Source organism: Pseudomonas sp. EB271-G4-1 (assembly GCF_058791355.1).
Genome location: NZ_JBYTEO010000110.1, coordinates 1 through 12,246, shown reverse-complemented (window position 1 = coordinate 12,246; position 12,246 = coordinate 1). Strand labels below are relative to the sequence as shown.

Sequence of the window (12,246 nt, the reverse complement as noted above, 5' to 3'; positions counted from 1 at the left end):
CGGCAGCTCCTACACGGGAATCGGCATACACCTGTAGGAGCTGCCGCAGGCTGCGATCTTTTGATCTTCGCATGTCTCACTGCGTCGCAATTTGCGACGTCAGCTCACCTCCTTTTCATTGGTCAATAACCCGCAAGCCCCACCAAATCGATGTTTCACCCAAATAAACACAACTGGCACAGCCATTGCGAAAGACCTCGCCACACGAACAAGACGAGGTTTCATCATGTCGCTTCCCAACCTGCTTCCCGCCACTTCGGCATTTATCCAGCGCGCCCCGCGCATGCTCATCGGTGGCGACTGGGTCGAGGCCGCCGACGGCCAGACCATGCCCCTGCACAACCCCGCCACCGGCGAAGTGCTGTGTGTAGTGCCACGGGCCACACCGGAAGACGTCGACCGCGCCGTCCTCGCCGCCCGCCAGGCGTTCGATGATTCGGCCTGGACCCGCACTCGCCCACGGGAGAGGCAGAATCTGTTGTGGAAACTGGCCGACCTGATGCAGCGCGATGCCGAGCTCCTGGCGCAGCTGGAATGCCTGAACAACGGCAAAAGCGCGGTGGTGGCGCATGTGATGGACGTGCAGTTGGCCATCGATTTCCTGCGCTACATGGCCGGTTGGGCGACCAAGATCGAAGGCTCCACGGTCGACGTGTCGGCGCCGCTGATGCCCAACGACCAGTTCCACAGTTTCATCCGCCGCGAAGCGGTGGGCGTGGTCGGCGCCATCGTCGCCTGGAACTTCCCGCTGTTGCTGGCCTGCTGGAAACTCGGCCCGGCCCTGGCCACCGGCTGCACCGTGGTGCTCAAACCCGCCGACGAAACCCCGCTCACCGCGCTGAAGCTCGCCGAGCTTGTGCTCGAGGCGGGTTACCCCGAGGGCGTGTTCAACGTGGTCACCGGCACCGGCATCACCGCAGGCTCCGCGCTGACTCACAACCCGTTGGTGGACAAGCTGACCTTCACCGGCTCCACCGCCGTGGGCAAGCAGATCGGCAAGATCGCCATGGATTCCATGACCCGGGTGACCCTGGAGCTGGGCGGCAAGTCGCCAACGGTCGTGATGGCCGATGCCGACCTGAAAACCGCCGCAGCCGGTGCCGCCAGCGCGATCTTCTTCAACCAGGGCCAGGTCTGCTGCGCAGGCTCGCGTCTGTATGTGCAGCGCAAGCATTTTGACAATGTGGTGGCGGACATCAGCGATATCGCCAACGCCATGAAACTGGGTAACGGCCTGGACCCGAGCGTGGAAATGGGGCCGTTGATCTCGGCACGGCAACAGGCGCGGGTCTACGGCTACATAGAAAAGGGCCGTGAAAGCGGCGCGACCATCGCCTGCGGTGGCGAGCAGTTCGGGCCGGGCTTTTTCGTCAAGCCGACGGTGATCGTCGACGTCGATCAAAAGCATTCGCTGGTGCAGGAGGAAATCTTCGGCCCGGTACTGGTGGCGATTCCCTTCGATGACGAAGCCGATGCCCTGCGCATGGCCAATGACAGCCCTTATGGGTTGGGCGCGAGCATCTGGTCCAATGACCTGGCGGCGGTGCACCGGATGATCCCACGGATCAAGTCCGGTTCAGTGTGGGTCAACTGCCACAGCGCCCTGGACCCGGCGCTGCCCTTTGGTGGCTACAAGATGTCGGGGGTGGGGCGAGAGATGGGGTATGCGGCGATCGAGCATTACACCGAGTTGAAGTCGGTGTTGATCAAGCTCTGACCCACTGATCGTTCCCACGCGCAGCAAAGGAATGCATCCTGTGACGCTCTGCGTCACCTCCAGAAGCGGAACGCGGAGCGTCCCTGGCGGCATTCCCACGCAGAGCGTGGGAACGATCAGTGCGCTGGTTTGAAACCCTGAGCCAACAACCAACTCCTGACCATCCTCCCCTGCTCTACAGTCAATCCAGCCAGCGCTTGTTCGGCAGGCTCGGTCCGCAACTGCCGCACCAACGGCGCCAACTCCACCCCCTGCACATGCCAGATCCCCAACGGTTGATCCGCCGTGATCACCACCTCGGCCTCATCGACAAACCCGTTACGCAGCACCGGCGCCCGCTCGATCCGCAGTGCATTGAAATCCGCCTCGGCATGGGCCACCTCGGCATCCGGCCAGTGCCGCCGCGCCTGCCAGAACGGCTGATCGACCCAACGCTGTTCATCGGCATAAAAATCCCGACCTATCCGCGCAAACCGGAGAAACAGCTGCTCCACCCGCTGTTGATGAAAACGCCGGGCCAGCGCCGCTCGTTCGGGTTTGCGCAACAAGGTGTTGATCACCGTCGGCGCCTGCAACGCAGAGGACAGGGATTGGAAGATGCCGTTGCCCGACAACGGGTCGACCGCCATCGCCGCATCACCGACCCGAATCCAATTGTCGCCGCACACCTGCGGGCTGAGAATCGCCGTGCTGCTGCGGGCATGCAACTGCAAATCAACCTCGGGGTCGGCAGCGAAAAACGCCTGGGCGAGCGACGATGCCTGGCGCCGCTGTCGACAGTACTCGAGCAGTTGTGCCTTGCCCGGCAGAGCGGCGCTGGCCACATCCACCGTCCATTGCCAATAACACTGGCCGTCGGCCCGCCGCGCCATCCATGCCCAGCCATCCTCAAGGCTTTCCACGGCGCTGGCGGTGTTGCCCGGCGTGCCCTGCCAGCGATTGAGCAGGCTGACCGTCTCCGGCCCGCGCAAGCCTTTGCCCAGGGCGGGCGCCTGGCGGCCACGGGCTTCCACCAGAAAGTCCGCAATCACTGCCTGGCCACTGTCAATCTCGATTCGATGACCACTGGCGACTGCCTGGACCGCCAACACCCGACCCTCGATCAGCTCAACACCGGCCAGGCGCAAGGCTTCGCGCAGGCCGCAGTCAAAGGTCGGACGGTCGAGCAGGAACTCGACGTTCTGCGCGTGCTGCTGGCCGTTCCAGTTCACCTGCCGTTGAGAGGGCAACGTCGCCTGCGCCAGCGCCTGTTGCAGTCCGGCGCCGCGCAACGCCTCCAGCACCCGCTGGGAAACACCTTCAAGGGCGGAAAAACGCCGCCATTCGCTGACCAGCGTAACGGCATACCCCAGTCGTCGCAGCCCCAGTGCTACTGCCGCGCCCGCGGGCCCGGCGCCCAGGATGACGATCGCGGTCATGGCCCGATACGCCGTTCAGGGCCACGGTAACGGGCGTTGTGGCGCAGATATTCGACGACCTGTTCATTGCTGGCGTCGGGATTCGCCACCAGGAATGCCGCAATGTGCCCGCTCAACGCCGCGCAACCGAGACTGGCGCCGGACTGCCCCGGATAAGTACCGTGCACGCACGCGCCGAAATCCGCCTGGGCACTGTCGAGCCATGACCATTCGAGTTCGGCGCAGCGCGCATCGCCGGTCACCCGCAGCACCTGTGGATAATTCGCCGGAAACACCCCTTCACCCTGGGCCGGGCTGGACGCGCACAGCAATACGCCCTGGCCCACCGCCAATGCGCAAGCAGCCCGCAACAGGTTGCGATCCTGGCGCAAACCCAGGCTCAGATTGATCAAGCGCACGTCCTGCGCCACCAGCCAGTCGATGGCCGTGGCGATCTGCAAGGCGCTGGTCACCCCGCGTCGGTCGAATACTTGCGCCACGCAAAACAGTGCCGAGGGTGCACGCCGGCCGATGGCTTCGATCACAGCGCTGCCATGGCCCAACGGATCATCACGCAAGTCGCTTTCGCTCAGCCCGTCTTCCACCAGGGAAAAACGCCGCCCGGCGACGACCTGCACCCGTTGCGCGGTCGAGTGACCGCTGTCCACCACACCAATGCGCAGCTCAGGATTCATAAGGCTCAGGCCTCATGCAACAGCGTTTTCGACACCAGTACGCCGTCGAGCAATTCAAAGCGCAAATCGGCATCGGCCAGGGTCGAGGGACGATGGCTGATCAGGATGCGCGTGCGCCCGGCAAACAGGCGGTCGATGGCTTCGATCACTTCGCGCTCGGTGGCTTCGTCCACCGCCGAGGTAGCTTCGTCGAGCACCAGGATCAGTGGGTCCTGCAACAGGGCGCGGGCAATGGCAATGCGTTGTTTCTGCCCACCGGACAACTGCTGGCCGCGCTCCCCCAACGGACTGTCGAGGCCTTCGGGCAAGGTCGCGATCAGGCTGTCGAGTTGCGCCAGCCGCGCGACGTCGGCGATCGCTTCACGGCTGGCGTCGGGCACGGCGTAGGCCAGGTTGTCGGCCAGGCTGCCGCGAAACAGCACGATGTCCTGGCTGACCACGGCAATGCGCCGGCGCAACTCGAACAGGTCGAGTTCGCGCACATCCACGTCCCCCAGCAGCACCCGCCCGGACTGCGGGTCGTGGTGGCGTTGCAGCAGATCGATCAGGGTCGATTTGCCAACCCCGGAGCCGCCGCTCAGGGCGACTTTCAAACCGTAGGGAATCCGCGCCTCAATGCCTCGCAGGGTGGTCGGGCGACCGGGATGACTGAAGTGCACGTCATCGAAGCGCAGCTCGCCAGAACCCGGCATCGTTTTCGGTGTTTCGGGGGTGAGTACGGTGGCTTCCTCGCCGCGCAACTCCATCACCCGCCCGAGGCTGACGGTCATGCGCTGAATCGCCACATAAAGCCCCAGCAGACTCTGGACCGGCCCGACGGCCATGCCCAGGTAAGTGGAAAACGCGATCAATGCGCCCAATTGCCAAGTGCCCTGCACGACCCAATACCCGCCAATCAGGAACGCACAGGCGCGCGACAGCGAGGTCAGCGTGCCCGGCACGGCCTGGGTGAAAAACTCGGTGACCTGCAGGCGCAGCAACTGGCTCATGTAGCCCTGGCCCAGGCTCTCCAGTCGTCGCGCCTCGCGCTGTTGCTGGCCGGCAGACTGGATGAACTTCATCACCGGCAGCGTCTCGACCATGAACGAGGACATGTCCGCCGAGCGCTCACGCAACTGCCGCACATCGCGCTCGACCTTGCGCCGCATCCAGCGCAGCCACAGCACGTCGAGGGGAATCAGCACCAGCGCCAGCAGCGACAGTTTCCACGACAGCGTCAGCAGCATGGCCACGGCCACCACCAGGCCGATCACGCTGGACACCGCCGAGAATAATGAATCCACGGCAAAGCGCTGGATCTCCGCCACGTCGCCATCGAGACGCGACATCAGGTCACCGATGCGCCGCTGGCCGTAGAAGCTCGGTGACAGGGTCTGCAAATGCCGATACAGGTCATCGCGCAGGGCGAACAGCATGCGCCCGGACAAGCGCGTGTGCAGGTAACGATTGATCCCCGACAACGCCGTACCCAGCAATCCCGCGACGATCATCAACCCGGCGATCAACACCACCATCGGGAAATTGCGCGCCAGCAGGCCATCGTCGATCAGCAACTTGGTCAGCCACGGCTGCACCAGCACCAACGCCGAGGCACAAACCGACAGCCCCAGCAGCCCGGCAATCGCCAGACGGTGCGGGCGCACAAAGCTGTATAGCCAGCGTAATGCGGCTTGCAGGGCCTCGGGGTTCTGGCTGTCGATCAGCCGCACGATCAGGCGCTGCATCACGGGCGCAGCTGCTTGAGCTTGCGATACAAAGTCGCGCGGCTGATGCCCAGGGCGTCGGCAGCGGCCGAGACGTTGCCCTGGTGGCTGTCCAGGGACTGGCGGATCATCTCCAGTTGGTTTTCCCGGATACTGCCGGCCTGGGGTCGTTCGCCGGCGTTGAGATCGTCGAGCATGCTGTCGGGCAAGTGATCGAGGGTGAGCACGGTCTCCCCCGGTTCGCGCATGGCCAGCGCGGTACGCAGGACCATCTCCAGCTGGCGGATGTTGCCCGGCCAGTGATAACCCTCGAGCAAGCGGTTCAAGTCGTCGTGCAGGACTACGTTCGGCGCATCGAGCCTGGCCAGCAGTCGGCCGACCAGCGCACTGAAATCCTCGCGCTCGCGCAACGCCGGGAGCATCACGCTGATGCCGTTGACCCGGTAGAACAGGTCCTCCCGAAAGTGCTTGTCCTGCACCAGGCGCTTGAGGTCGCGGTGGGTCGCGCAGATCAGCGCGACGTCGATGTCCTGCTCTTCGCCGGCGCCCAGTGGCGCGACCTTGCGGTCCTGCAGTACGCGCAGCAGGCGGGCCTGCAAGGCCAGCGGCATGTCGCCGATTTCATCGAGGAACAAGGTGCCGCCGTGAGCCTGTTGCAGTCGTCCGACCATGCCGCCGCGGCGCGATCCGGTGAACGCGCCCTCGCGGTAGCCGAACAGTTCCGACTCGATCAGGCCTTCGGGGATCGCCGCGCAGTTGACCGCGACGAAGGGTTTGTCGCAGCGGCTACCGGCCATGTGCAGGGCGCGGGCAATGACTTCCTTGCCGGTGCCGGTTTCCCCCAGGAGCAATACCGGCAACTGGTTGGCCAGGCCTTGTCGGGCCATGCGCAGGGCACGGGCATAGCGGGCATTGCTGCCGGCCAGGGCTTCCAGGTCCGGTTGCGCCTTGGCGGTTTTGGCGACGCTGCGTGGCGGGTTACCGACGTTGATCGAACGTTGCGGCGCGCGCAGGGTTTTGTAGAAGAATTCGCCTTTGGCGGTCTGCAGGCTGCCGACGCCGCCCTGGTGCAGACGTGCCAGCAATTGCAGGCCATCGACGCCAAGAAACTCTTCGCAGCGCCGACCGACCAGCACTGAACGTTCGGCATGCAACAACTGACAGGCCTGTGCGCTGACCGCAAGGATCTGCCCACCCAGGCTTACCGCCAGCAGGCCCTGCCATGGCGACTCGAGGTACTGCCGGCGACTGTGGAACGCCAGGACGATTTCGTCCGGATAGCTTGCGTTGAAGACGCGGCTCTCGATCTGGCTGACGGCCATGGCCAGCAGCGCGGTGCTGTCATGGGCGCGGCCCAGCGGGCCTTCGCGGGTCAGGTCGAGGACGCCGAGGATGTCGCCCTGGGGGCAATGGATCGGCACCGACGTGCAGGAAAAGTCACTGAGGCGATCCAGGTAATGTTCGCCGCAATCGATCAGGGTTGGTCGGGCTTCGACCAGTGCCGTGCCCAAGGCGTTGGTGCCACGCGCGGCTTCGCTCCAGCAGGCGCCGAGGGTGATGTCTTGCAGGCCACTGCCCTTGAGGCGGTCGGCGCGACCTTCGACGGCAAGGATGGTGGCGTCGGAGTTGGCGAGGATGATCAGCCCTTCCTTGCCTTGGCGTTCGGCCAGGTAATCGATCGCCGGTAACGCTGCATCGATCAACAGGCGATTGCTCGCCAGCAATACGTCGACGCTGGCACTCGATTCCAGCGCCAGCTCATGCTTGGCATTGAAATGCACGCCATGGCTGAGGCTGCGCCGCCAGGAAGCATCGATTTCCGCGCGCAGGACGCCGTTCGGGACTTCGCCTTCCAGATGCAGTTTTTCCCGGGCCAGCCGGGCTTCGCGGTGAAGTTTGGGGGAGTTTGTTTTTATTAGCGTCATCAAGCGCTCCGGGTCGTCCGCCCTTGCGCCTTCATACGTCGGCGCCCTGGAGCAATCTTTACGTTAACGTAAGGGCGATGGCAAGTGCCGCATGGCGCTTGTGTTCCGGCAGGTGGATCGGGGCATCGTTCTTCGCTGGCAATCCAACTCCCACAGGCTCGCGTCGCTCCCAAGTTTATGACTCAACTCGGTCACTGTGGGAGCGGGCTTGCCCGCGATAGCCATGGAGCAGACACCGAAAGACTCAGCGCTGCCAAACTGTCATCGATTGCTAACTCCCTGACGCCCAATGAGAAGCAGACAACCTGCGCGTGACGATACTGGTTTGCTCATCGAACAGTGACGCGACACGTCTAGCCCGATACCTCTGAGCCCTGATGGGGGCTCTCGGTTGCATCTCAAAAAAACAATCAGAGAGAGCGCAGAATGAAGTTCAGTTTTGTCGATAACAGCAAGCTTTCCCGACGGCGCGTTCTACGCGATGCCTTCACCCTGGCTTTGGCCGCCTCGCCCTTGGCCAGCTTCGCCAGGGCAACCGGCGAAACCGCCGAAGAAGTGACCTTCGCGGCGGGTCCACGGCCGCTGGTGCAATACCCGCAAAAACGGCCGTTGACCCTGGTGACCACTCGCCCACCGCACCTGGAGACGCCTTTCGCAGTCTTCAACGAAGGGCCGATCACGCCCAATGACGCGTTTTTCGTGCGTTATCACCTGGCCAATTTCCCCACCAGCATCGATCCGGATACGTACCGTCTGACCGTCAAGGGTGCGGTCGACACTCCGCTGTCACTGTCCCTGGCAGAGCTCAAGGCTCTGGCGCAGCCGGTAGAAGTGGTGGCCGTCAATCAGTGCTCGGGGAACAGCCGAGGTTTCTCGATGCCGCGCGTATTTGGTGCTCAGTTGGGCAATGGTTCGATGGGCAATGCACGCTGGATAGGGGTGCCGCTCAAGGCCGTATTGAAAAAGGCCGGAGTGAAAAACGATGCCAGGCAAGTGACGTTCCGCGGCCTCGACAAGCCTGTGTTGCCAAGCACGCCGGAGTTCATCAAGGCACTGGACATCAGCCATGCCATGGACGGTGAACCCATGATCGCCTGGTCGATGAACGGCACCGACCTGCCCTTCCTCAACGGTTACCCGATACGTTTGGTAGTGCCCGGCTATTTCGGCACGTACTGGGTCAAGCACCTGAGCGAGATCGAAGTGCTCGACCATGTTTACGACGGCTTCTTCATGGCTAAAGGTTATCGAGTCCCGGATAACGATTGTTTCTGCATCGCCCCCGGCACCACGCCGACGCAAACCCGGCCGATCTCCAAGCTACCGGTGCGCAGCTTCATCACCAGCGTTAAGCAGGGCGATGTGTTGCCGTTGAATAAAAGCGTGGTGCTCAAGGGCATTGCGTTCGATGGCGGTGCCGGGGTCAACAAGGTGGAAATATCCATCGACGGCGGAAAAGTCTGGCGTGAAGCCACCCTCGGGCAGGACCTTGGCCGTTTCTCTTTCCGCGAGTGGACGCTGGCAATCACCTTCACCAGCAAGGGCGCCACGCAGTTGATGGTACGAGCCAGCAACAGCGCGGGCGAGACGCAACCGCTGCAAGCCGACTGGAACCCTGCCGGTTACCGCCGCCACGTCATCGAAACCAGCCACGTGACCGTCGCTTGAGGAGGGCTGCATGAAATCCATGAAATTCATGACCCGCTGGCTGTGCGCGGCGCAAATTTTCCTGGCTGGCATGGCCAGCGCAGCGCCACTGTCGATCACCTTGCCGCCCGAAACGGCTGCGTTCAAACCCAGTGCGCTGCCCGGCTACCCATTGGCCCAGCAGAAATGCTCCACCTGCCATTCTGCCGATTACATCAGCTTCCAGCCTCCGGGCATGAGCCTGGCGCAGTGGACGGCAGAAGCGGGCAAGATGCAACACGTGTACGGTGCGCCGATCAGCGATCAGGACGTGACCATTATCGGCGCCTACCTGGCGGCCACGTACGGCAGTGCAAAGGCGAGCGATGCCGATGTGCAAGCCGCCTCGAATCCGTCGGCGGGCCAACCCACGCCAGCCCCTGTGGCAAAAGTCGACGCCACGGCCTTGCTGCAGAACAACGCGTGCCTGTCCTGCCATGCGATCGATCACAAGGTCGTCGGCCCGGCTTATAAAGATGTGGCTGCCAAATACGCCAACGACCCGCAGGCACTAGCCAAGGTTACGTCCAGCATTGCGCACGGCGGTAGCGGCAAATGGGGGGATATCCCGATGCCACCTTTTGCGCAGTTAAGCCCGGAGAATCTGCACAGCCTGGCGACGTTCATCCTGCACCAGTGAGCCGGCCGTAAGACAGCCGACCTGATTACAGGTCTGGACGCAATCCATTGCAGGAGCAAGCTTGCTCGCGATGGACGTGAACGATACCGCGCCCTGCCTGGATGTGCGCGTTGTCTGGAAGTCCATCGCGAGCAGGCTCGCTCCTACAGAGGAGCGTGACCTGGATCACTCAGCTTTCCGACATTAGAGAACGCGACACAGGGCCTGACAAAGGATCGATCTTGAAGGCATGGTGGCATGGGATCATCCATGCCGAACGCAGGATTCAGACGTGAGGATCGCCCGGTACCTTGCTCGGCACTGCGTATTGCGGCTTGAGATGACCGTCCTGATCAAGTAGCCAGGCGTCCATGATCTGCCGCACAACAGGGCCGGCGACACGACCGCCGGCCTCGCCGTTTTCGATCATCACCGAAATCACGATTTGCGGATGTTCGGCCGGGGCGAAACCGACGAACAGGGCATTGTCGCGGTTGCGCTCGCGGGTTTTCTCGCGGTTATAACGCTCGCCCTGCTTGATCGCCACCACTTGCGCGGTACCACTCTTGCCGGCAATACGGTATTGCGCCCCCGCTGCCGACGCGCGGGCGATCCCGCGGGCATCGTGCATGACCATCTGCATGCCGTGGTTGACCTGCTCCCAGTCGCGCGGGTCCTTGAGCAGGATGTTCGGCATCGGATGCTCGTCTACGGGCGCGACACCGTCCACGGTCCTGGCCAGGTGCGGACGGTTCCACACGCCTTTGTTGGCGATCAGCGCCGTGGCCTGGGCCAGTTGCAGCGGCGTGACCTGCATGTAGCCTTGGCCGATGCCAAGGATCACGGTTTCACCAGGGAACCATGGCTGACGACGCGTGGCGCGCTTCCAGGCCTGGGACGGCATCAAGCCGGGAGACTCTTCGAACATGTCCAGCGAGACCTTTTCCCCGAGGCCGAACATGGCCATGTAGTCATGCAGCCGATCGATGCCCAGCTTGTGCGCGAGGTCGTAGAAGTAGGTGTCGTTGGAACGCATGATCGCCGCGTCCATGTCCACCCAACCGTCGCCGCTGTGGTTCCAGTTGCGGTACTTGTGATCGAAGTCCGGGAGTTGGTAATACCCCGGATCGAAGACTCGGGTCTGCGGCGTGACGATGCCGGCGTCGAGCCCGGCAATCGCGACTTCGGGCTTGATGGTCGAGCCCGGCGCGTAGAGCCCGCGCAGCACGCGGTTGAACAGCGGTCGGTCAATGGAATCGCGTAGCGTCGAATATTCCCTGGAGCTGATGCCGGTGACGAACAGGTTGGGATCGAAACTCGGGTTGCTGACCATGGCCAGCACTTCACCGGTCGACGGATCAAGCGCGACCACCGAGCCACGACGATCGCCCAAGGCGTGCTCGGCGGCCTCCTGCAGCTTGACGTCCAGGCTCAGGACGATGTTTTCACCGGGCACCGGGTCCGTGTGCTTGAGTACGCGCAACACGCGGCCCTGGGCATTGGTTTCAACTTCCTCGTAACCGACATGACCGTGCAGTTGCGACTCGTAGAATTTTTCGATCCCGGTCTTGCCGATGGATTGGGTGCCTCGATACTCGACCGTATCCAGCACCTTGGATTCTTTCTCGTTGATCCGTCCGACATAGCCGACTGAATGCGCGAAGTGTTCGCCCAACGGATAATGGCGCACGAACTGCGGCTCGACATCGATGCCCGGCAAGCGGAACTCATTGACCGCCAACACCGCGATCTGCTCCTCGCTCAGTTCATAGAACAAGGTTACCGGCACAAACGGGTGCCGCGCCTGTTTCATCGCCTTGTCGAACAGCGTGCGGTCTTCAGCCGGCAGGTGCAGCAGGTTGACCACTTCGTCCAGCTCTTGGTTGACATCGGAGGCGCGTTCGCGAGTGATGGTCAGGTTGTAGCTGGGTCGGTTGTCCGCCAGGACCACGCCATTGCGGTCATAGATCAAGCCACGGGTAGGCGTGATCGGCAGCACATGCACACGGTTGTTTTCGGAAATCGTGGAGTGATACTCGAATTCCACCACCTGCAGGACGTACAGGCGCACCACCAGAGCACAGGTAATGGCGCCGACTAACAAGGCGCAGGCCATCAGTCGCTTGTTGACCAGTCGCGTCTCTTTTTCGTGGTCTTTGATCGGAATCGGCTGAGGCATTTCTGTGGCAACTCTTTGGAAAAAAAACACCGATCCCTGGTTTGAAAACGGGCCGCTAAAAAAAACGAGCTGCACCATACCAAAACGGAGTGATCGCTTTCGTGTCATTTTCTTTAAGTGTGTAGGCGCGAGCATGCTCCGGGCGGCGTTTCGACGGTGGGCGTTAACGATAAGGCTGGGGCCTGATATACCGTGGCGCTCTCCGGTTCTTCGCGAGCATGCTCGCTCCTACAGGGGAAAAATCGGGCACAAAAACAAAACCCCTACCTGCATGCGCAGATAGGGGTTTTGGAATTTAATCTTGACGATGACCTACTCTCACATG

8 protein-coding genes are annotated in these 12,246 nt (G+C 62.6%); 3 read left to right on the top strand and 5 right to left on the bottom strand.

The features are described from left to right. Positions 1-226: 226 nt before the first annotated feature. A complete protein-coding gene (locus AC3WWR_RS30005; RefSeq protein ID WP_033044387.1) occupies positions 227-1,717 on the top strand; it encodes an aldehyde dehydrogenase family protein in 1,491 nt (496 codons plus the stop codon). A 116-nt stretch (positions 1,718-1,833) separates the two neighbouring features. Here the strand turns inward: AC3WWR_RS30005 and qhpG are convergent, their stop codons facing one another. Genes qhpG through AC3WWR_RS29985 form a run of 4 tightly spaced genes read right to left on the bottom strand, consistent with a single transcriptional unit; the run spans position 1,834 to position 7,437 of the window. Beyond that, positions 1,834-3,135: a flavin-dependent monooxygenase QhpG gene (gene qhpG, locus AC3WWR_RS30000; protein WP_033042716.1), complete on the bottom strand. Its 1,302-nt coding sequence runs from the start codon at positions 3,133-3,135 to the stop codon at positions 1,834-1,836. Then, entirely contained in the window at positions 3,132-3,809 is a 678-nt protein-coding gene (gene qhpE, locus AC3WWR_RS29995) for a subtilisin-like serine protease QhpE (protein ID WP_033042719.1), read from the bottom strand. The genes qhpG and qhpE overlap by 4 nt, the downstream gene beginning before the upstream one ends. 5 nt (positions 3,810-3,814) lie before the next feature. Further along, complete coding sequence (locus tag AC3WWR_RS29990; RefSeq protein WP_492599300.1) at positions 3,815-5,533, bottom strand: ABC transporter ATP-binding protein; 1,719 nt, start codon at positions 5,531-5,533, stop codon at positions 3,815-3,817. Next, positions 5,533-7,437: a sigma-54-dependent Fis family transcriptional regulator gene (locus AC3WWR_RS29985; protein ID WP_151142947.1), complete on the bottom strand. Its 1,905-nt coding sequence runs from the start codon at positions 7,435-7,437 to the stop codon at positions 5,533-5,535. The genes AC3WWR_RS29990 and AC3WWR_RS29985 overlap by 1 nt, the downstream gene beginning before the upstream one ends. 426 nt (positions 7,438-7,863) lie before the next feature. Here AC3WWR_RS29985 and sorA point away from each other — a divergent pair, with 426 nt between their 5' ends. Then, positions 7,864-9,105, top strand: a complete 1,242-nt coding sequence (gene sorA / locus AC3WWR_RS29980) for a SorA family sulfite dehydrogenase catalytic subunit (protein WP_151142949.1) — start codon at positions 7,864-7,866, stop codon at positions 9,103-9,105. A 10-nt stretch (positions 9,106-9,115) separates the two neighbouring features. After that, on the top strand, positions 9,116-9,763 hold the full coding sequence (sorB, locus tag AC3WWR_RS29975; protein ID WP_020795726.1) for a SorB family sulfite dehydrogenase c-type cytochrome subunit: 648 nt from the start codon (positions 9,116-9,118) through the stop codon (positions 9,761-9,763). Positions 9,764-10,028: 265 nt separating this feature from the next. Here the strand turns inward: sorB and mrdA are convergent, their stop codons facing one another. Next, entirely contained in the window at positions 10,029-11,921 is a 1,893-nt protein-coding gene (gene mrdA, locus AC3WWR_RS29970; RefSeq protein ID WP_020795728.1) for a penicillin-binding protein 2, read from the bottom strand. Positions 11,922-12,246: the final 325 nt, after the last annotated feature.

Coding starts and splice junctions, on each gene's coding strand:
- AC3WWR_RS29990 (WP_492599300.1), bottom strand. CDS start 5,533: ATGCAGCGCCTGATCGTGCGGCTGATCGACAGCCAGAACCCCGAGGCC.
- qhpE (WP_033042719.1), bottom strand. CDS start 3,809: ATGAATCCTGAGCTGCGCATTGGTGTGGTGGACAGCGGTCACTCGACC.
- AC3WWR_RS30005 (WP_033044387.1), top strand. CDS start 227: ATGTCGCTTCCCAACCTGCTTCCCGCCACTTCGGCATTTATCCAGCGC.
- mrdA (WP_020795728.1), bottom strand. CDS start 11,921: ATGCCTCAGCCGATTCCGATCAAAGACCACGAAAAAGAGACGCGACTG.
- AC3WWR_RS29985 (WP_151142947.1), bottom strand. CDS start 7,437: ATGACGCTAATAAAAACAAACTCCCCCAAACTTCACCGCGAAGCCCGG.
- qhpG (WP_033042716.1), bottom strand. CDS start 3,135: ATGACCGCGATCGTCATCCTGGGCGCCGGGCCCGCGGGCGCGGCAGTA.
- sorB (WP_020795726.1), top strand. CDS start 9,116: ATGAAATCCATGAAATTCATGACCCGCTGGCTGTGCGCGGCGCAAATT.
- sorA (WP_151142949.1), top strand. CDS start 7,864: ATGAAGTTCAGTTTTGTCGATAACAGCAAGCTTTCCCGACGGCGCGTT.